General features: G+C 73.5%; 15 protein-coding genes. 6 read left to right on the forward strand and 9 right to left on the reverse strand.

Annotated features, from left to right (window positions below; genetic code table 11):
* Nucleotides 1-81: 81 nt before the first annotated feature.
* A complete protein-coding gene (locus tag OG417_RS23145; RefSeq protein WP_329259750.1) occupies nucleotides 82-1,056 on the forward strand; it encodes a helix-turn-helix transcriptional regulator in 975 nt (324 codons plus the stop codon).
* A gap of 67 nt (nucleotides 1,057-1,123) precedes the next feature.
* Here the strand turns inward: OG417_RS23145 and OG417_RS23150 are convergent, their stop codons facing one another.
* A complete protein-coding gene (locus OG417_RS23150) occupies nucleotides 1,124-1,852 on the reverse strand; it encodes a hypothetical protein (protein ID WP_329259752.1) in 729 nt (242 codons plus the stop codon).
* A 136-nt stretch (nucleotides 1,853-1,988) separates the two neighbouring features.
* Here OG417_RS23150 and OG417_RS23155 point away from each other — a divergent pair, with 136 nt between their 5' ends.
* Both OG417_RS23155 and OG417_RS23160 read left to right on the forward strand, forming a co-directional pair.
* Entirely contained in the window at nucleotides 1,989-3,785 is a 1,797-nt protein-coding gene (locus OG417_RS23155; RefSeq protein ID WP_329259755.1) for a hypothetical protein, read from the forward strand.
* A 34-nt stretch (nucleotides 3,786-3,819) separates the two neighbouring features.
* Nucleotides 3,820-4,536: a hypothetical protein gene (locus OG417_RS23160; RefSeq protein ID WP_329259758.1), complete on the forward strand. Its 717-nt coding sequence runs from the start codon at nucleotides 3,820-3,822 to the stop codon at nucleotides 4,534-4,536.
* Nucleotides 4,537-4,545: 9 nt separating this feature from the next.
* On the opposite strand, the gene OG417_RS23165 is transcribed toward OG417_RS23160, so the two are convergent.
* Nucleotides 4,546-5,082 (reverse strand): AAA family ATPase, encoded by a 537-nt coding sequence (locus OG417_RS23165; protein WP_442875716.1) that lies wholly within the window; start codon nucleotides 5,080-5,082, stop codon nucleotides 4,546-4,548.
* 143 nt (nucleotides 5,083-5,225) lie between these two features.
* Between OG417_RS23165 and OG417_RS23170 the strand changes: the two genes are divergently transcribed.
* Nucleotides 5,226-6,926 carry a transposase gene (locus tag OG417_RS23170; RefSeq protein WP_329259763.1) on the forward strand — a complete coding sequence of 567 codons (1,701 nt, stop codon included), beginning with the start codon at nucleotides 5,226-5,228 and terminating at the stop codon, nucleotides 6,924-6,926.
* 84 nt (nucleotides 6,927-7,010) lie between these two features.
* Here OG417_RS23170 and OG417_RS23175 read toward each other — a convergent pair whose 3' ends face one another.
* The 4 genes from OG417_RS23175 to nirB form a co-directional block, all read right to left on the reverse strand.
* Entirely contained in the window at nucleotides 7,011-7,724 is a 714-nt protein-coding gene (locus OG417_RS23175) for a sirohydrochlorin chelatase (RefSeq protein ID WP_329259766.1), read from the reverse strand.
* A gap of 64 nt (nucleotides 7,725-7,788) precedes the next feature.
* Nucleotides 7,789-8,949 carry a uroporphyrinogen-III synthase gene (locus tag OG417_RS23180; protein WP_329259769.1) on the reverse strand — a complete coding sequence of 387 codons (1,161 nt, stop codon included), beginning with the start codon at nucleotides 8,947-8,949 and terminating at the stop codon, nucleotides 7,789-7,791.
* The gene (gene nirD, locus OG417_RS23185) at nucleotides 8,946-9,302 is read right to left on the reverse strand and encodes a nitrite reductase small subunit NirD (protein ID WP_329259772.1); all 357 of its coding nucleotides are present in this window, start codon (nucleotides 9,300-9,302) and stop codon (nucleotides 8,946-8,948) included. The genes OG417_RS23180 and nirD overlap by 4 nt, the downstream gene beginning before the upstream one ends.
* A gap of 43 nt (nucleotides 9,303-9,345) precedes the next feature.
* Nucleotides 9,346-11,796: a nitrite reductase large subunit NirB gene (gene nirB / locus OG417_RS23190; protein WP_329262478.1), complete on the reverse strand. Its 2,451-nt coding sequence runs from the start codon at nucleotides 11,794-11,796 to the stop codon at nucleotides 9,346-9,348.
* A 289-nt stretch (nucleotides 11,797-12,085) separates the two neighbouring features.
* On the opposite strand from nirB, the gene OG417_RS23195 reads away from it, so the two are divergent.
* Nucleotides 12,086-13,408 carry a nitrate/nitrite transporter gene (locus OG417_RS23195; RefSeq protein ID WP_329259775.1) on the forward strand — a complete coding sequence of 441 codons (1,323 nt, stop codon included), beginning with the start codon at nucleotides 12,086-12,088 and terminating at the stop codon, nucleotides 13,406-13,408.
* 73 nt (nucleotides 13,409-13,481) lie between these two features.
* Here OG417_RS23195 and OG417_RS23200 read toward each other — a convergent pair whose 3' ends face one another.
* The 3 genes from OG417_RS23200 to OG417_RS23210 form a co-directional block, all read right to left on the reverse strand.
* Nucleotides 13,482-14,525 (reverse strand): enolase C-terminal domain-like protein, encoded by a 1,044-nt coding sequence (locus OG417_RS23200; protein ID WP_329259778.1) that lies wholly within the window; start codon nucleotides 14,523-14,525, stop codon nucleotides 13,482-13,484.
* A 69-nt stretch (nucleotides 14,526-14,594) separates the two neighbouring features.
* On the reverse strand, nucleotides 14,595-16,031 hold the full coding sequence (locus OG417_RS23205) for a GuaB1 family IMP dehydrogenase-related protein (protein ID WP_329262481.1): 1,437 nt from the start codon (nucleotides 16,029-16,031) through the stop codon (nucleotides 14,595-14,597).
* An 81-nt stretch (nucleotides 16,032-16,112) separates the two neighbouring features.
* Nucleotides 16,113-16,940, reverse strand: a complete 828-nt coding sequence (locus OG417_RS23210) for a polysaccharide deacetylase family protein (protein ID WP_329259780.1) — start codon at nucleotides 16,938-16,940, stop codon at nucleotides 16,113-16,115.
* Between the two features lie 236 nt (nucleotides 16,941-17,176).
* On the opposite strand from OG417_RS23210, the gene OG417_RS23215 reads away from it, so the two are divergent.
* Nucleotides 17,177-20,155 carry an AfsR/SARP family transcriptional regulator gene (locus OG417_RS23215; RefSeq protein ID WP_329259783.1) on the forward strand — a complete coding sequence of 993 codons (2,979 nt, stop codon included), beginning with the start codon at nucleotides 17,177-17,179 and terminating at the stop codon, nucleotides 20,153-20,155.
* Nucleotides 20,156-20,253 lie beyond the last annotated feature (98 nt).

The following is a 20,253-nucleotide window of genomic DNA, read 5'->3' on the forward strand; positions in this document are numbered from 1 at the left end:
GAGACCGCCCGGCCGCGGATGGGAGACCGGCCGCGGGAGGCAGGTCCGGGCCACCCGGCGGGTGCGGGCAGACTGGGGCGCATGCGCGCGAGCCGGCTGGTGTCTCTTCTGCTGCTTCTGCAGGCGCGCGGGCGGATGACCGCGCAGCAGCTCGCCGAGGAGCTGGAGGTCTCGCTGCGGACGATCTACCGGGACGTCGAGTCGCTGTCCGCCGCCGGCGTGCCGGTCTACGCCGACCGCGGGCCGGCCGGCGGTTACCAGCTGCTCGACGGCTACCGCACCCGCCTCACCGGCCTGACCCCCGCGGAGGCGGAGTCGCTGTTCTTCGCCGGCATGCCGGGTCCCGCCGCCGAGCTGGGCCTGGGCACCGTGCTGACCGCCGCCGAGCTGAAGCTCATGGCCGCGCTGCCCAAGCATCTGGCCGAACGCGCCGGCCGCGTACGCGAGCGCTTCCACCTGGACGTGCCCGGCTGGTTCCACGGCGGCGCGCCGACGCCGCACCTGGCCGCCGTCGCCGACGCCGTGTGGAACCAGCACCGCGTCCGGATGCTGTACCGGCGCTGGAAGGCCCCGACGCCGGTCACCCGGACGATCGAGCCGCTCGGGTTGGTCCTCAAGGCGGGCAACTGGTACCTCATCGCGCGGTCGGAGGGAGGCGACCGTACGTACCGCGTCGACCGGATCCGGGAGCTGGAGATCCTCGACGAGGTCTTCGAACGCCCCGCCGGCTTCGACCTCTCCGCGTTCTGGTGTGCCTATCTCGACCGCTTCCACCGCGACATGTTCAGCGGCGAGGCCGTCGTCCGCTTCTCGCCCGAGGGGATGCGCCGCGTCTCGTACCTGCTCACGCCCGCGGTGGTCGAGGCGGCCCGGGAGAACGCCGGCGAGCCCGACGAGGCCGGCTGGGTGCGCACCGTGATCCCGATCGAGTCCGTCCGGCACGCCCACTCGGAACTGCTGCGGTTCGGCGGCGAGGTGGAGGTGCTCGAACCGGCCGAACTGCGCGAGTGCATGATCACCTCGGCGCGGGCCCTGCTGGACCTGTACGGCGGCTGAGCCCGGACACCCCACGGCCCCCGTCCGCCGGGGGAAGCGGACGGGGGCCGTGGAATCCGAGACGGTGTCAGGCGCCGGCGCCCGGTCGCCCGCGCGTCTCGTCGGTCCGGCCGGCCACCTTCACGTCGCCCGGGCCCGTGGTCTGCGGCGGGACCGGTTCGGGTGAGGTGCCGGGGATCCGCTCGGGCAGCGGACCGCGCGGCGGCGGCACGGTGGCGTCCTCCGGTCGTGCCGGGCGACGCCCCAGCGGCGGGCGGGGGCCGGGGGACGCGTCGGTCACCGGCCTCTCCTCGACCACCGGCGACGGCCGGTCGGCGCGTTCGGCCAGCGCGGCGTCCCGTACGCCGACCACGGCGAGGCGGCCGAGGGCGACGGCGGCGAGGAAGACGGCGACGACGCCGAGCCCGTACAGCAGCGTGATCTGCTCGGCGACCTGGCGCGTCGTGCCGCCGAGCGCCGATCCGAGGGTCGTGCGGCCCTGGTCGGCCCACAGGCCGCTGAGCGGGACGCCGACGCCGAACCAGGCGCCGCCGAGCGCGGCCAGCCAGGCGCCGAACGCCGCGAAGGCGCGGTTGGCGCTGGCGAGCGCGATCAGGCCGCCGAGGAAGACGGCGGCACCGGGCACGACCTGCAGCCACACCCGGCCGGACGTGAAGTGCCACGCCTCGTCGGGGGCGAACCCGAAGTGGAAATACGGCCCGACGAGCGGCATGAGCGCCCCCCACAGGCCGAGCAGCACCAGCAGCAGCCCGCTGAGGGCACCGCGGGTGCGCGGGACTCGTAGCGTTGCGGACATTTGGCTATCAACTCCCTGGACGGCTGAAGCGCCTACGGGGTACCCGGTGAAAAACCGTTCATGCACCCCGATACAGAGACATCACCGGTAATGGCCGTCCGGTATAACAGCCGAATGGCCGTTACTAGGGGATTCGGTGGCTGAGCCGGAAGAAACCGTTCCGTACGAGTCCGACCTGGAGCTGCTGCGCCGGTACGAACCGGTCCTGTCCTATACCGACGGGGAGCGCTTCTTCCCGGTCGCCGTGGAGGACTACGTCCGCTGCTGCGGCCTGTGGCGGGGGGAGGAGCAGCTCGTCCCCGCGGGTGAGCTGACCACCGAGGTGCTGGTCGCGACGGCGGCGCGACACCCGGACTCCCAGCTGTCGCTGCTGCTCGTCCAGGAGCCCTTCCACCGCAAGGAGGTCCGCCGGTACTCCCACGCCAAGCCGCCCATCGCCAAGTCGGGGCGGCTCGCCGCGGTCGGGCTGTTCGGCCGGGTCTTCGACGTGCTGCTGCGCGCGTCGCTGTTCCTGCGCGGCTCGGTGCCCGGCGGCGTCGCCGCGGCGGCCGCCGACCTGTACGAGCGCCGCATGAACCCGTCCCGCTGCACCTACTACGGCCGGGTCGTGCGCGAGGGCGGCTATGTGATCCTCCAGTACTTCTTCCTGTACGCGATGAACGACTGGCGCACGACCTTCAGCGGCGTGAACGACCACGAGGCGGACTGGGAGGCCGTCACGGTCTACCTCGCCGAGTCCCCGGACGGGCCGCGGCCGGCGTGGGTGGCGGTGTCCGCGCACGACGAGTCGGGCGACGACCTGCGGCGCCGCTGGGACGACCCGGAGCTGCGGCGGGTCGGCGACCATCCGATGATCTACGTCGGAGCGGGCTCGCACTCGGGCGCGTTCGTCCGCGGCCGGTACCTGGTCACCGTCAACCCGGCGCGGCTGCGCCCGGTCCTCCGCGGCACCCGGCGGGTCACGGCCTTCGCCTTCCCCTGGCTGCGGGAGGGGCGCCGGCACACCGGCGTCGGCATCCCCTTCATCGACTACGCCATGGGGGACGGCGAGGAGATCGGCCCGTCCCGTGGGCGTGGCTGGCATCCGGTGCTCATCTCCGACGAGACGCCGTGGGTGAGCGGCTTCCACGGGCTGTGGGGGCGCGACACACGCGACTGGGTCGGCGGCGAGCGCGCGCCGGCGGGCCCGCGCTACGAGCGCGACGGCCGGGTGCGCACCCTCTGGGCGGACCCGCTCGGGTGGGCCGGGCTGCAGAAGGTCCCGCCCCAGCCCGAGGACGACCACCGGGCGCTGCGCGAGCGGATCGCGATCCTGGACCGGGAGATCGCGGACGCCGACGCCACGATCGAGCGCGACCGCGAGGAGCTGCGCCGGCTGCGCGCGGCCGCCGTCTCCCTCGGCCACCACGAGAACGCCCGCGCCCTGGCGCGGCAGCGGTCGGCGGACGTGGTGAAGGCCGAGAACGCCCTTCGGGCGCTGGTCCGCACGCGTACGGACCTGGCCGAGGAGCGTGCCGCGCACGACGCGACGCTCGCGCGCCCGCCCGAGGCCGAACCGCAGGAGCACCTGCGCGAGCCGAACGTCCCGTACACGCCGACCCGGGGCTCGCGCACGCGCTTCCTCAACGTCTGGGCCGCGCTGAGCACGCCCCTGTTCATCCTCGCCGTCGTCGGCGTCTTCGTCGTGCCGCACGAGCCGGTCTCGATCCTTCTCGCCGGGGTCGTCTTCCTCTTCCTGACGATGGAGGCGTGGGCCCGCCGCCGGATGCTCGCGCTCGCGACGGGCCTGCTGATGCTGGCCGGCGCCGTGGCCGTCGTGGTCGGGCTGAGCTTCGCGGTCGTGTACGGCGGCCGCTACGTGCTGCTCGGCCCGATGGTCGTGGTCGCCGGCGTGCTGCTGGTGGTCAACCTGCGGGAGCTGTTCCGCAAATGACGCGGGGTTCGCCGAGGAGCAGGGGAGGGACGCCATGACCACGGATGAGCCCGGCGGCCAGGTGACGCCACGGTCGCGGATGGCCTTCCGACCGGCGACGGCGCCGATCCGCGAGCCGGTGGCCAAGCTGGGCGGGCAGCCGGTGTGGCTCGATCGGCCGTGCTGGCCGGTGTCGCGGGAGCTGGGCACCCCCATGATGTTCGCCGGGCAGTTCCCGATCCCGGGCGAGGAGCAGGCGATGGCCTACCTGTTCGTCACCGACGATCCCGACGGAGTGGCCGCCACGTACGAGCCGGAGGGCGGGGAGAACGCCCTGCTCGTCCAACCCGGGGGACGCGTCCCGGAGTTCCTGGCCGTCGCCGGGGCGCCGACCGGCCCGTCGCTGTGGCGGCGCGGCGCGACCTGGGTCGAGCGCCTGCCCGTCGAACTGCACGTCGACCTGGCACCGCTGGGTCCGGCCGAGGAACGCGCCCTGGACGAGCAGATCGCCGCGCTGGATGCCGAACGGGACGGGGTGTTCCTCGACGCCGCCGGCACCGACGCCTCACCACCCGGCGGTTACGTCGGCGGCCGGCCGCGCTTCTGGCAGCCCGTGAGCGAGATGCCGGCGCCCTGGCGGTTCTTCTTCCAGATCGACGGCGCCGAGGGCTGGGACGGCGACCCCTACGCGCTGAACTTCGGCGGCGGGACCGGCTACGCGTACCTCGCCCCCGACCGGCGTGAGGGCCGTTTCTTCTGGGACTGCGTCTGACCCCGGGTCTCAGAACAGCTCGTCGAGCTGGTCGGCGAGCGGCCGCGCCGTCATGCGGTTGTCCAGCGCGATGTGGGGGACGGGCGGCGGCTCACCGACGCGTATCGCGGCGGCGAACTCCTCGAAGCGCTCCAGCTTGCGCTGGTCGCGTTCGAGGCCGCGGCTCTTGAGGCGATGGAGCAGCGTCTCGCGGTCCGCGCGTATCCAGACCAGGTGCACCGGCGAACCGCCCAGCTCCTCGGTCCACGCGCGCCACCGGCGAGGGTCGTGGATCTGCCCGGTGAACGGGCCGCTGAGCAGCACCGGGCATCCGTGCGAGCGGATCTCGCGGGCGGTGGCGGTCATCCCGGCGTACTCGTGGACCTTGATGTGCTCGTCGTACCAGGGACCTTCGCGCTCGCCCTCCGGGCGGCCGTTCTCGCGCAGCGTCGCCGAGACGAACGGGCCGTAGAGCGTGTCCTTGTCGAGCAGCGCGGGAGCGGGCCGCAGCCGCGCCAGGAGCAGGTCGGCCACCGTCGACTTCCCGCTGCCCGGTGGCCCGGCCACGACCCACACCGCACTCGGAAGGGGTTCGGAATTGCCGTTGGTTGAGTGTGGATAAGTCTGCATGACCTTGACTTTCGTCGCTATGGTCTCCGCGTGGATCTGGCTGAGTGGTCGATCGCAGGGGATCAGTCCCCATACGGCAGGTGCTGACATCGTTGTGTGCCCGCCTGTACGGCCGCCGTTCGGCGAAGAACTGTGCTCGTGAGGCGTTGGAGGCGCCCGGTATGGCTGATGCGAAACTGCGGCCGATCGAGGCGCCGTTCGTCGCGTTGGGGCCCTCTGGTGTAGCGATCCGTACTCGGCTCAAGGGTCTTACGCCCGAGGACGAGAAGGTGTTGCGGGCCGTGGGCGCGCACCTGGGGACGCTCGCGTCTGGTGATCTGAAGCGGCGCTGCGCTGACGGCCTGGACCATTCCAGTGACAGGTGGGCGGAGCGCAAGCGGGGCCTGACCGGGGAGTCCTCTTCCCGGTGGGCCGGGTCGATCACTAAGGCGACGCACGACCAGTGGGCGCTGTCGCGGCGTGCCCAACTCGCCCACATCCAAGGGCTTGAGGCGGGCATCGCGACGATCACACACCGCCTTTCGCTGCCCGTGGGTGAGAAGGGCACCAAGGGCTCGGCGGGCGGTTACCGCACCCGGCAGGAGTGGTTCGCCAAGACCCGGCGTCTGCGTGTGCTTGAAGACCGGCTCATCAGGGAGCGGGCCGACTGGGAGGCCGGGCGCGTCCGCGTCGTGCGGGGCGGCAAGAGGCTTGCCCGCAACCGTCACAACCTCCAGGCCGCTCAGCTGTCCGAAGGGCAGTGGCGGAAGCGCTGGGAAGTCGAGCGCTGGTTCCTGACCGCCGACGGCGAATCCGGCAAGAGGTACGGCAATGAAACCATCCGCGTGACGCCGGACGGTGAAGTGTCGCTCAAACTCCCTGCTGCGCTGGCGCGTCTGGCCAACGCCAGGCATGGCCGGTACGTCTTGGCGGGCGCCGTAATATTTCACCACCGGGGCGCCGAGTGGGCCGACCGCATTAACGCGAACCGGGCCGTGGCCTACCGTATCCACCTGGATGTCGAGCGAGGGCGCTGGTACCTCACCGCGTCGTGGACGATCCCGCCTGTCAAGACCGTTCCGCTCGACCAGGTCAGGCGAGGCGGCCTGATCGGCGTGGACACCAATGCCGATCATCTGGCCGCGTGGCGCCTGGACGAGCACGGCAACCCGTGCGGTGAGCCTCTGCGGTTTTTCTATGACCTGTCCGGCAACGCTCAGCACCGCGACGCCCAGCTGCGCCATGCCCTCACCCGCCTGCTGCGCTGGGCCGTCCGGCACAGCTTGAGCATCGCGATCGAAGACCTCGACTTCGCGGCGGAAAAAACCCGCGAGAAACACGGCCGCCGCAAGCGGTTTCGAAAGCTGATCAGCGGCATGCCTGTGAGCAAGCTGCGAGCGCGGCTGGTCAGTATGGCCGCTGAGCTGGGGATCACGATCGTCGCGGTCGATCCTGCCTACACCTCCAAGTGGGGCGCCGAGCACTGGCAAAAACCTATGGTTACGCCCCACCGCAAGCCGACCCGTCACGATGCCGCCGGCATCGCGATCGGACGACGCGCCCTCGGGCACCGCATCCGGCGACGGACGGCACCGCCCCACGACGACCAGAGCGATCGTCGTGGGCATCGGACCGCCCAGGCCGCAGGCGCCGCCCGTGGGCGTGAGGGAACCCGCCACCGTATCCCCGGACCACGGACACGATCCGCTGGAGCCGGATACGGCGCGAACGCGGGCGACCAGGACGCTCAACACCGTTCGGAGCGTCCGACTGAGCCTGTGCAACTCACGCTCAGTCTTTAGGAACGGTTCCATGTGTCGCATCATCCCCCGCTGAGAGCCAGGTCAGGTGCCTGACGCTCCGAATCCTCCGTCCGCGCGGAAGCATTATGTGCGGGAAACCGCCTTCTGTGGCGCTTCACCGATCCGGCCGTATGCGGCCGCGGCTTCGTCGTAACGCCGCAAGATTAGGGTCGCGAGCGCGTCGTGGACGCCGATCGGCGGGCTGACGGCGTCCGCGCCGGAGTCGAGGATCCGCCGGTGGAAGAACCCCGGGGCGAGCAGGTAGGACGCGATGACGACCCGCCGGGCGCCGCGCCGTCGCAGGTCGCCGACGACGTCGGTGAGCGACGGCTCCGCCGACGCGGCGAACCCGTGCGCCACCGGGCGCCCCAGGTGCCACCCCAGCAGCCGCGCCGCGGCGCGGACGTCGGCCATGCCGGAGGGATCGGACGTGCCGGCGGCGCCGAGCACCACGGCGTCCGCCGGCGGCGTCGCCCGCAGCCGGTCGGCGAGCGCGCGTGCCAGCAGCGCGTGGGGGCCGAGCGGCCGGGCGACCACGGCACCGGGGCCGGTGCGTCCGGGGATGTCCACCAGGGAGTGGTAGCCGCGGCCCAGCATCAGCGGCACGGCCACCGCGGGCCCGCCCAGGGCCGCCACGGCGTCATCGAGGGACGGCGCGCAGATCTCGGCGAAGCACTCCGCCACGGGCAGCGCCGGGCGCAGCGCGCGCACGCGTTCCAGCAGGGCGCGGATCGTGGCGGCCCCCGCCGGGTCGCGCGTGCCGTGGCCCACGGCCAGCAGTATCGGAGTCGCGCTCACGAGTCCTCCTCCGTCGGTGGAGTGACCTGGGGCGCGTGCTTGCCGGTTCACTCGCTTCGCTCGCTCACGGTACGGCGCCCTCCGCGGCGGGCTCGCAGGCGAGCCGGTAACCGCGCTTGACCACCGTCTCGATCAGGCCGGGCCGCCCGAGGACGCGCCGCAGCCGTGCCACCGCCATCTCCACCGCGTGCTCGTCGGGCTGGAGACGCGCCTGCCACGGTCCGGCCGGTCCGGTTCCGCTCGGCAGCACGCCGCACAGCTCCGTGCGCGAGACGACGTGCCCGGGACGCTCCGCCAGCGCCCGCAGCACCGCCATCGGCGCCCGCGTCACCGGCCGCAGCCGCCCGTCGACGAGCACGCCGTGCCCGCGCAGTTCGAGCGTGTGGCCGCGCACCACGATCCGGCCCGAGTGCCGTACCGGCAGGTCGGCGGCGAGGGCGCGGACGAGCGCGCCGAGCCGCGAGCGGTCCGGCCGTACGGTCGGCACGCGGTGGCGTTCCAGCGGCGCCGCGGTCACCGGGCCGACGCAGGCGGCGACCACACGCGTGCGCAGGGCTTCGAGCAGCGGCTCTCCGCTGCCGTGCTCGTCGGCGACGGCCAGCGTCGCGGCGACGGCGGGCGCGCTCGTGAAGGTGATCGCGTCCAGCGTGCCCGCCACGGCCCGCTCGACGAGGCGCCGGAGCGGCTCAGGATCCTCGGCCGGTGCCCACTGGTACACCGGGATCTCCAGCACCGTGGCGCCGGCACGCCGCAGCCCGTCGGTGAGGTCCGGGCAGGGCTCGCCGTACAGCTGCACCGCGATCCGGCGGCCGGTGAGGTCCTCACGCAGCAGGTGGCGCAGCACCTCCTCGCAGCTCTCCGACTCCGGCGACCACGCCTCGGCCATCCCGGCCGCGCGGACCGCGCCGCGCGCCTTGGGGCCGCGGGCGAGGATCCGGGCGTCGTTCAGTTTCCCGAGCAGGTCGTCGCGCAGCCCCCAGCCGTCGGCGGTCTCCAGCCACGTACGGAACCCGATGCCGGTGGTGACGACGACGTCGTCGACCGGGTGCGCCAGCATCTGCCGTGTCGCGGCCAGGAGCAGCGCGTCGTCGGACAGCGACACCAGCCGGATCGCGGGGGCGTAGACCACCCGGGCGCCGCGGCGTTCCAGCAGCGCCGAGAGCTCCTCGTGCCGGCGCGCCGCCGTCACGCCCACCGTGAAGCCGGCCAGGGGCTCGTCGATCACGCGCGGGCCACCTCCACCCGCGTGCCGCTGACGCGCACGCGGTACGCCGGCACCCGGACCGCCGGATCGTCCAGGCAGCGGCCCGTCGTCAGGTCGAAGACCTGCTTGTACATGGGCGAGGCGACGGTGGGCACGCCGCCGCGGGAGCCCACGATGCCGCGCGCCAGCACGTACGCGCCGCTGAACGGGTCGCGGTTGGACAGGGCGTACAGGCGCCCGTCGTGGGTCCGGAAGATCGCCACCTGCTCTCCGTGGACGAGCGCGCACACGCCGTCCTCCGGCGGCAGGTCGTCGTAGTCGCAGACGGTCTGCCAGCGCACCGACACGGGGGCGCGGTCCAGCACCTCGGTCATGAGTCCTCCTCTGCCGGTGTTCCCGATCTCCTCGCTCGCGAGGTCACCGGGACACCACCTCCGGGATCACGGGTTTGATCTGGTCGCGTTCGGGTTCGAAGACGATGCTCGGGTCGGGGGTGCCGGGGGCGTTGACGAAGGACACGAAGCGGCTCAGTCGCTCGGGGTCCTCCAGCGTCGCCCGCCATTCGTCGCTGTAGTCCTCCACGTGCCGGGCCATCGCCGCGTCGAGCGAGTCGCAGATGCCGAGCCGGTCCGCGACGATGACGTCCCGCAGGTACTCGATGCCGCCGTCGAGGCTCTCCAGCCACGACGCGGTGCGCTGGAGCCGGTCCGCGGTGCGGATGTAGAACATCAGGAACCGGTCGACGTAGCGGATCAGGGTCTCGGTGTCCAGGTCGGTGGCGAACAGGTCGGCGTGCCGCGGCCGCATCCCGCCGTTCCCGGCGACGTAGAGGTTCCAGCCCTTCTCGGTGGCGATGACGCCGAAGTCCTTGCTCTGCGCCTCCGCGCACTCCCGCGCGCACCCGGACACCGCCGACTTGATCTTGTGCGGGGCGCGCAGGCCCCGGTAGCGCAGCTCGAGCCGGATCGCCAGGCCGACCGAGTCCTGCACGCCGTAGCGGCACCAGGTGGACCCCACGCACGACTTGACCGTGCGCAGCGCCTTGCCGTACGCGTGCCCGGACTCGAACCCGGCGTCGGTCAGCCGCTTCCAGATCAGCGGGAGCTGCTCGACGCGGGCCCCGAACATGTCGATCCGCTGGCCGCCGGTGATCTTCGTGTAGAGGCCGAAGTCGCGCGCCACCTCGCCGATGACGATCAGCTTCTCCGGGGTGATCTCCCCGCCGGGCACGCGCGGCACCACCGAGTAGGTGCCGTTCTTCTGCATGTTCGCCAGGAACTGGTCGTTGGTGTCCTGCAGGCCGGCCTGCTCGCCGTCGAGGATGTGCCCGGTGCCGAGGCTGGCCAGGATCGAGGCGACGGCCGGCTTGCAGATGTCGCAGCCGCGGCCCCGGCCGTACTCGGCGATGAGCCCGCTGAACGTCGTGATGCCCCGCACCCGGATGATGTCGAACAGCTCCGCGCGGGTGTGGTCGAAGTGCTCGCACAGCGCCCGGCTCACCGGGATGCCCGCGGAGGTGAGCTCCTCGTCGAGGATCCGCTTCACCAGCGGGACACAGCTTCCGCAGCCGGTGCCCGCGCGGGTGCACGCCTTCACCGCGGGAAGGTCGGTGAGGCCCCCGTCGGTGATCGCGGAGCGGATGGCGCCGGCGCTGACGCCGTTGCAGCTGCACACCATCGTCTCTTCGGTCATCGCGCCGGCCACGGCCTCGGTGCCGCCGAACAGGAGCCGGTCGGGCGCCGCGGGCAGGCTCGCGCCGACACAGGCGCGCAGGGTGGGATAGGCCGACGCGTCGCCGACGAGCACCCCGCCCAGCAGGGTCCCCGCGTCGTCGCTGACGACGAGCCGCTTGTACGTCCCGGCGACCGGGTCGGTGTAGCTGACGTTCAGCGCGTCGGCCGACGGGTCGCCGAAGCTCGCGACGTCGACGCCCATGAGCTTGAGCTGCGTGGACGTGTCGGCACCCGCGAACCGGGCCGCCCCGCCGAACAGCGCGTCCGCGACCACCTCGGCCATCGACAGGCACGGCCCGACCAGCCCGTAGACCTGCCCGCCCACGAGCGCGCACTCGCCGATCGCGTAGATCCGCGGGTCGCCGGTGCGGCAGGCGTCGTCCACCACGATCCCGCCGCGCTCGCCGACCTCCAGCCCGGCGTCGCGGGCCAGCTCGTCGCGGGGGCGGATGCCGGCGGAGAAGACGACGACGCCGGCCGGCAGGACGGTGCCGCCGGCGAGATGGACCGCGTCGGCCTCGACGCGCTCCAGCATGACGTCCGTGTGCACCCGCAGGCCGAGCGCCTCGATGTGGCGCCGCAGCATCGCCCCGCCGCCCTCGTCGAGCTGGCGGGCCATCAGCCAGGGCGCCATCTCCACGATGTGGGTGTCCAGGCCGAGGCCCTGCAGGGCGCGGGCCGCCTCCAGGCCCAGGAGCCCGCCGCCGACGACGACCCCGCTCGCGCGGCCCGCGGCCCGTGCCCGCAGGGCGTCCAGGTCGTCGATGGTGCGGTACACGAAGGCGGCGCCGGCCCCGGGTACGGGCGGGACGAACGGCACCGATCCGGTGGCCAGCACCAGCGTGTCGTAGCGCAGCGTGTCCCCGGCGTCCGTCGTGACCGTACGGCCGGCACGGTCGATCGAGGTCACCCGCTCTCCCGTACGGACGCGTACGGCGTCGTCGTGGGCGGGGTACGCCAGGTCGGCGCCGTCGGTGAGGTAGGAGGTCAACGCGACCCGGTCGTAGGCCGGGCGTGGCTCCTCGCCCACCACGGTGATCTGCCAGCGGCCCTCGGTGTCCCGCTCGCGGACCGCCTCGATCAGGCGGTGGGCGGCCGGGCCGTGGCCGACGACGACAAGCTCCCGGGTGGGCATTTCACCATCGGCCGGCGTGACCACCGGGGCCTCGTTCTCGATTCCCTCGCTCCGCTCGGTCATGTGCCGATATTGCGGGCGCGGCGTTTCGCCACCGAGTCCGCCGTATTACCGCGCTGCTACAAGCGCTTCACCGCGGGCCCGGCGGGCCGGTGCGCCGCCTGCCGCCTCACAGCCTCACGCCGCGCGGCGTGCACGGAACGTAGCACCGCCGACTCCGGCCTCACACGAGGGAGAAACGCCGCGTTCCTACCGTCCGAGGCGGCCCTACGGACCGCAGGAGGCTCCCATGACCACCGTCGAGCGGCGCACGCCCACCACCGCGCCACGCCGGATCACCGACTGGCGTCCCGAGGACGCGACGTTCTGGACGGCGACCGGGGCGAGGGTCGCCCGGCGCAACCTCGTCCTGTCCATCTTCAGCGAGCACGTCGGCTTCTCGGTCTGGAGCCTGTGGTCGGTGCTGGTCCTCTTCCTCGGCCCGGCGTACCACATCGACCCGGCGGGCAAGTTCGTGCTCACCACGGTGCCCACGGCGATCGGCGCGGCGCTGCGCCTGCCGTACACCTTCGCGGTGGCCCGGTTCGGCGGTCGCACCTGGACCATGATCAGCGCCGGCCTGCTGCTCGTGCCGGCCGTGGCCGCCGCCGTCGTCATCCACCCCGGCGTGTCGTACGGCACGCTGCTGGCGGTCGCCGCTCTCGCGGGCGTCGGCGGCGGCAACTTCGCCTCCTCGATGGCGAACATCAACGCCTTCTACCCCCAGCGGCTCAAGGGCTGGGCGCTGGGGGTCAACGCCGGCGGCGGCAACCTCGGGGTGGCCGTGGTCCAACTCGTGGGCCTGGCGGTCCTGGCCACGGCGGGCGCCGGGCACCCGCGTCTCGTGGCGGGCGTCTACATCCCGCTCGTCGTCCTGGCCGCCGTCGGCGCGGCGCTGTGGATGGACAACCTCCCCGGGCTCCGTAACGATCGGCGGGCCATGCGTGACGTCGCCCGGGACGCCCACACCTGGATCGTCTCGCTGCTCTACATCGGCACGTTCGGGTCGTTCATCGGTTTCGGGTTCGCCTTCGGCCAGGTGCTCCAGGTGCAGTTCGCCGCCGACTTCGCCACTCCGGTCAAGGCCGCGTACCTGACCTTCCTCGGGCCGCTGCTCGGCTCCCTGGTCCGCCCGGTGGGCGGCAGGCTGGCGGACCGGCTCGGCGGCGCGAAAGTGACGTTCTGGAACTTCGCCGCCATGGCGCTGGGCGCCGCCGTGGTCCTGCTCGCCTCCGCGGAGCGGTCGCTGCCGCTGTTCATCGTGGGGTTCGTGCTGCTGTTCGTGCTCAGCGGGGTCGGCAACGGCTCGACGTACAAGATGATCCCGGCGATCTTCCGTGTGAGGTGCGCGGAGGAGACGGAGGCCCGCCGCCTGTCCGGCGCGGTGATCGGTCTCGCCGGCGCCGTCGGCGCGTTCGGCGGCGTCCTGGTGAACCTGGCCTTCCGGCAGTCGTTCCTCGCGTACGGGTCCGGCACCGGCGCCTACGTCGCCTTCATCGGCTTCTACGTACTCTGCGCCGTCGTGACCCGGGTGGTGTACCTGCGCCGGTCCGGCCGGCTCGCCGGAGTGTGACCCGCGGCACCCCCGGGGCCCGGCGGGCGAGAGACGCCCGGCGCCTCGCCCGCCGTCCGGTGTGACGCCGGTGTCAGGCCGGGATGCGCAGGCTCTGGCGGGCGAGGCGGGAGACCATCGCCTCGTCGATGTCGTGGCCGAGGCCCGGCTGGGTGAGGGGGACGGCCACGACGCCGCCGTTCACGCTCACCGGCGGGGACACGACCGCCGTGGCGGTCGGGGTCTCGGTCACGTCGCTCGGCAGGTCACAGCCCGGCAGGCTGGCCACCGCGACCGCCGCCGCCTGGCCGATGCCGAACCCGTCCGCGCCGCCGCACCACGCGTCCCAGCCGGCCGCCAGCGCGCGGTCGTGGGCGCCGCGGGTCGCGGTCAGGCCGCCCAGCCGGGCGATGCGCAGGCCCATCATGCGGCCCGCGCTCATGGCGATGGCGCTGTCGACGGTGTCCAGGTCGGCCGGGTCGAGGCACACCGCCGTGGCGACCTGCCGCTGCAGCCGGGCGTACGCGGGCAGGTCGTCGCCGGGGAACGGCCGTTCGATCGCCATCAGGCCGTACGCGTCGAGGGCCTCCAGCGCGTCGAGGTGGGCCTGCGCCTCGGTGTACGCCTCGCCGGCGTCGGCCTGGAGGGCGAGCGCGGGGAACGCCCGGCGTACGGCGCGGACGGGCTCGACGTCCCAGCCGGGGTGCACCGCGAGCGTGACCCGCGTGTAGCCGGCGCCGACCAGGCGGTTGACGCGGGTGAGCAGCACGTCGAGCGTGGGTTCGGCACCGAGCCGGGCGCCGGCCATCACCGAGGTGCGGGTGCCGCCGAGCGAGTGGGACAGCGGGCTGCCCTGGCGGCGGCACCACAGGTCCCAGCAGGCGATGTCGGTCGCCGAGGCCGCCGCGCTGCCGCCGAGCCCGCCGACGCCGCCGACCTCCTCGGGCAGCTCCCAGTCGAGGCCGAGCAGGGCGGGGCCGACGCGCTCTTCGATGTCGGCCCAGCAGACGTCGGAGCCGGCCACCTCGCCCCAGCCCGCGAGGCCGTCGTCGTCCGTCACCCGGACGAGAATGCTCTCCGGGCGCCGGCCGCGCGGCATCGCCATGCGGTAGGCCTCGAACCCCTGGATACGGGGCATATCACCGTCCTCGCCTCGACGTCCCTTCTATGATCCACCCATCCCGGACATGCTCGGTGCGGCGGCCGGTCACCAGCTGACGTGCAGTGGTTCGCCCTCCGCGTAGCCCGACGGGCTCTGCACCCCCACCAGCGCCCGCTCGTGGAACTCCTCCAGCGTCCGCGCGCCCGCGTACGTGCAGGCGCTCCGCAGCCCCGCGATGATCGTGTCGAGCACGTCCTCGACGCCGGGTGACTGCGGGTCGACGTACATCCGCGAGGTGGAGATCCCCTCCTCGAACAGCGCCTTGCGGGCGCGCTCGAAGGGCGAGTCCTCGGCCGTGCGCAGGCGTACCGCGCGGGCCGAGGCCATCCCGAAGCTCTCCTTGTACAGCCGCCCGTCGGAGGCGCGCTGCAGGTCGCCCGGCGACTCCAGGGTCCCGGCGAACCACGAGCCGATCATGACGTTCGCCGCACCGGCGGCGAGGGCCAGGGCCACGTCGCGCGGGTGGCGTACGCCGCCGTCCGCCCAGACGTGGCGGCCCAGCCGGCGGGCCTCCGCGGCGCACTCGAGGACGGCGGAGAACTGCGGGCGGCCCACGCCGGTCATCATGCGGGTCGTGCACATCGCGCCCGGGCCGACCCCGACCTTGACGATGTCGGCGCCCGCCTCGACCAGGTCGCGCACGCCGTCCGCGGTCACGACGTTGCCGGCCACGACGGGCACCTGAGGATCGAGCCCGCGCACGCGCCGCAGCGCGCCGAGCATCTTGTCCTGGTGCCCGTGCGCGGTGTCGATGACCAGCACGTCGGCCCCGGCGGCGAGAAGCGCCTCGGCCTTCTCCTCCACCTCACCGTTCACACCGATCGCGGCGGCCACACGCAGCCGGCCGCCGGCGTCCACCGCGGGCTCGTACAGCGTCGCGCGCAGCGCGCCCGTACGGGTCAGCACGCCGGTCAGCCGGCCCTCACCGTCGACCACGGGCGCGAGCCGGTGGCCGCGTGTGTGCAGGGTGTCGAAGGCCTTCTGCGGGTCGACGGTGTCCGGGAGCGTGAGCAGATCGCGGGACATCACCTCGCTGAGCTGGGTGAACCGGTCGACGCTCAGGCAGTCGGCCTCGGTGACCACGCCGACGGGACGGTCGTCCGCGACGACGATGACGGCGCCGTGCGCGCGCTTGGACAGCAGGCCGAGCGCCTCGCCGACCGTGCTGCCGGGACCCAGCCGGATCGCGGTGTCGACGATGAGATGACGGGTCTTGACCCAGCCGATGACGTCGGAGACGACGTCCACCGGGATGTCCTGGGGGATCACCGCGAGCCCGCCGCGGCGGGCGATCGTCTCGGCCATCCGGCGGCCCGAGACGGCGGTCATGTTGGCGACGACGATGGGGATCGTCGTCCCGCTGCCGTCACTGGTCGACAGGTCGACCTCGAGCCGGGAGCCGACGTCGGACCGGCGGGGCACCATGAAGACGTCGTTGTAAGTCAGGTCGTGAACCGGTTGCTCACCGTTCAGCAGGCGCACGTTCGTCAACACCGTTCGTCATCTGGGCGAATGGCCGGAAAGGCCACTCTCCATTGTGATGGATACCCGCCGGTGCCCGGTTCAACGGGCGGTGAGCAGCTCCGACACCTTGACCAGGCGCAGCCCCCGCGCCCGCAGGCCGGTGATGATCCCGGGCAGCGCCGCGTGCGTCTCGGGCGCGGTGGGCGCTCCGTTGAGGTGCATGACGACGATCGATCCGCCCTTCGCCTCCTTCAGGACCGTACGCGTGATCGCATGGGGGTCGTGGCCGAAGGCGTCACCGCTGATCACGTCCCACTGCACCGGCGTCAGCCCGGCGGCCAGCACCGCCCGCACCGCAGACCGGTCGTGGCATCCGCCGGGGAACCGGAAGTAGGGCGTGGGCGCGGGAACGTGGTCGCGCAGGATCCGCGCGGCGTGCCGCAGGTCCGCCGCGCGGTCCCGGGCCGGCAGGACCGGCAGGCCGTAACACGGGGCCGTGAAGGCGCTGTGCTCATAGGAATGATTGGCGAACTCCAGCAGCGGATCGGCCGCGAGCGTCTTCGTCGCCGCCGGATAGCGCCGGATCCACATGCCGGTGGCGAAAATGGTCGCCGGAGTGTGGGTGGCGTCGAGCGTGTCGACGATGCGGTGGTCATAGGAGGACTTGATCCGCCCGGCGTCGAGCGATCGCCACATGCCGTGCGTCATGTCGGCGTCGAACGTGAGCGCGACCATGCCGGAGTCGCGCGCCCCGTGGAGGACCATGCGCCGGGGGCGCGGAGGCGCGGGCGTGGGAGTGACGGCCGGGCCGGTGCGCCGCACGGCCGGGAGCCGGCCGCCCGGCCGGCGGGCGACGGTGTGGTCGTGCCCCGCCGAGCAGGCGGAGACGGAGAGCAGGAGCACCGCGATCAGGTGTCGCAATCGCATCCGGACAGTGTGCCGCGTACCCGACGAAAGCCCCTTTCGCGGGGTGTCAAGTCAGCGCCGTGACGGGCCGCCGAAACGACGAAATGGAATCTTTCCCGCCATCCACATTGACCATAAGTGATTTCTTCATGCGACACTTACCTCTGAACTGAGCTTAGGAGCTTGCCGGCGCCCTCGCACGGCGCATCCTCCGGTGCCGTGCGTGCCGGTCGGAACCCCCTCGCTGAGAGGCAGGCATGCAGGTCAGGCTCTTGGGTCCGGTGGAGCTGTGGGACGGTGCCGTCTCCGTTCCGCTCGGTCCCCGCGCGCGTGCCGTGCTGGCCGCGCTCGCGCTGGACCCTGGGCGCGTGCGCAGCGTGGACCGCCTGATCGAGGCCGTCTGGGGGGAGCGGGCGCCCACGACCGCGACGGCGCAGATCCAGGCGTGCGTCTCCGCGCTACGGCGGGCGTGGCGGCTCGCCGACCCCGACGGTGAGCCGGTCCGCGAGGTCATCGTGACCGTTCCGCCGGGGTACGTCCTGCGTACGGACCAGGTCGACCTCCTGGAGTTCGAGCGCCACATCGATCACGCCCGGGGCATGGAACCCGCGCGTGCCGCGGACGAGCTGCGGGCCGCCCTCGCGCTGTGGCGAGGCCCCGCCCTCGGCGGCCTGGCGGGTCTCGCGGCCGAGGCGGCGCGCCTGGAGGAGCGGCGGCTGACCGCCATCGAGGAGCGCATCGACGCCGACCTGGCCGTCGGCCGGGCCGGCGACCTCATCCCGGAGGTCGTGTCCCTCGTCGCGGCCCACCCGCTGCGCGAGCGCTTCCGCGGCCAGCTGATGCGCGCGCTCCACCGCGCGGGACGCCGCTCGGAGGCGCTCGACGCCTACCAGGACGCACGCGAGACGCTGGTCGCCGAGCTGGGCCTGGAGCCGGGGCCCGACCTGCGCCGCATCCAGCAGGCGATCCTCGCCGACGACACGAGCCCGGCCGGGCCGGCGCCCGAGCCGGTGCCGTCCGGCAGGCCGTCGCCGCTGCCGCCCGACATCGCCGACTTCACCGGCCGCGCGAAGCAGGTCGCCGAGATCGCCGCCGCGCTGACCTGGCGCCCCGAGCCGTACGCCGCGGTGCCGATCATCGCGATCAGCGGGCGCGGCGGCGTCGGTAAGACCACGCTCGCCGTGCACGTCGCGCACCGGCTGCGGCAGGAGTTCCCCGACGGGCGTCTCTACGTCGGGCTGCACGGCAGCGAGGCCACGCCGGCCGACCCCGGCGACGTCCTCGGCCGCCTGCTGCGGGCGCTCGGCGTCGACGGCGCGGCCATCCCCGCCGATCCGGACGAGCGCGCCGACCTCTACCGCGCACGCCTCGACGGGCGGCGAGCCCTCATCGTCCTGGACAACGCCGCCGACGAGCGGCAGGTGCGCCCGCTGCTGCCGGGCAGCCCGCTGTGCGCGGTCCTCGTCACCTCGCGGCGGCGCCTGACCGGGCTGGCCGGCGCGACGCGCATCGAGCTGGACGCCTTCGACCCGATCCAGGCGGCCGAACTCCTCACCCGCGTGGCCGGCCCCGAGCGGGTCGCCGCGGAGCCGGAGGCCGCCGACCGCGTGGCCGCGCTGTGCGACCGGCTGCCGCTGGCCCTGCGGATCGCGGCGGCGCGACTGGCCGCCAAGCCGCACTGGACCCTCGACCGGCTCGCGCGGAGGCTCGCCGACGAGCACCGGCGGCTCGACGAGCTGGTCCACGCCGACCTGGAGGTGCGCGGCAGCCTCGCGCTGGGCCACCGGGGCCTGTCCGCGGCGGCCCAGCGGGCGTTCCGGCTGCTCGGCGTGCTGGAGGTGGCCGACTTCGCCGCCTGGACGGCCGCCGCGCTGGTCGACGTGCCGATGCCGGAGGGCGAGGACCTGGTCGAGGAGCTGGTGGACGCCCGGCTGCTGGAGGTGGCCGGCCGCGACGAGACCGACCAGCCGCGCTACCGCTTCCACGACCTGCTGCGGGTGTACGCCCGCGAGCGCGCCGTCGTCGAGGAGACCCCGGCCGAACGCCGCGCCGCGCTGGGCCGCGCGGCCGGGGCCTGGCTGGCACTGGTCGGCGAGGCCGAACGCCGGCTGCCCAACTGCTACTACGCACCGCTGTCCGGCGACGCGCCCCGCACGCCGCTCGATCCGGAGACCACCGATGTGCTGCTGCGCGACCCGCTCGCGTGGTTCGAGAGCGAGCGGTCCGCGATCACCGCGATGGTCGAGCAGGCGCACGCCGCCGGCATGCCCGGCCCGTGCTGGGAGCTCGCCAGCGCGAGCCTCCCGTTCTTCGAGTTCTGCGGCGACCTGGTCGAGTGGCGCCGCTGCTGCGACCACGCGCTGGCGGCGGCGCGCGAGTCGGACGACCTGCGCGGCGAGGCGGCGTCGGAGATCAACCTCGGCGCGATGCTGTACGTCCAGAGCGAGTTCGGTGAGGCGCGCGATCACTTCGAGCGCGCGGCGGCGCTCTGTGAGCGCATCGGCGAGCGCTACGGCCGGGCCGGCGCGCTGTGCGGCGTGGCCGGCACGGTCCGCATCATCGGCGACCCGGAGGCGTCCCGCCCGCTGTGGGCCGACGCGCTGCGGCTGTTCGGCGAGCTGGGCGACCGGCGCGCCGAGGCGTACGCCGTGGAGGGGCTCGGCCTGTGCGACCTCGACCAGGGGCGGGCCGAGCCGGCGCGGGCGCGGTTCGAGGAGATGCTGCGGCTCTACCGGAGCGCGGGCAACGGCATGGGCGAGGCACACGCGCTGCGCCGCATCGCGGGCGTCGAGCTGGAGCTCGGCCGGTACGGCGAGGCGCTGCGGCTGCTGGAGCAGGCGCTGCCGACGTTCCACGCGATCGGTGACCGGCTGAGCGAGGCGGTGGTGCGGATGCGGATGGGGGAGTGCCTGGTCCGGCAGAAGCGCCACGACGAGGCACGGCCGGTGCTGGATCTGGTCATGACGACCTTCCGTGACGTCGGCTGGCGCACGTGTGAGGGACACGTGCTGCGGCTCACCGGAGAGATGCTTCTGGCCGACGGCGACCCGGACGCCGCGGCCGCGCAGCTGGGGGAGTCCCTGCGGATCTTCCGCGACCTCCACGAGTCGCTCGACGTGGCCGAGACCCTCCGCTGCCTCGCCGACACCCACGCGGCGAAGGGCGACGCGGAGGCGGCCACGGCCGCGCGGGACGAGGCTCACGGAATCCTCGTCGAATTGGGACGCGAGCTCTAGCCGATGATGCCCGGACGTTGCCACGTCGGCGGCCGACGAAACGCGCCGCTTTCGGCACCGACGCCGCGCCTCACCGACAGATCGGTGGTCCTTTGGCG

The organism is Actinoallomurus sp. NBC_01490 (assembly GCF_036227085.1).
Taxonomy (GTDB): Bacteria; Actinomycetota; Actinomycetes; order Streptosporangiales; family Streptosporangiaceae; genus Actinoallomurus; species Actinoallomurus oryzae.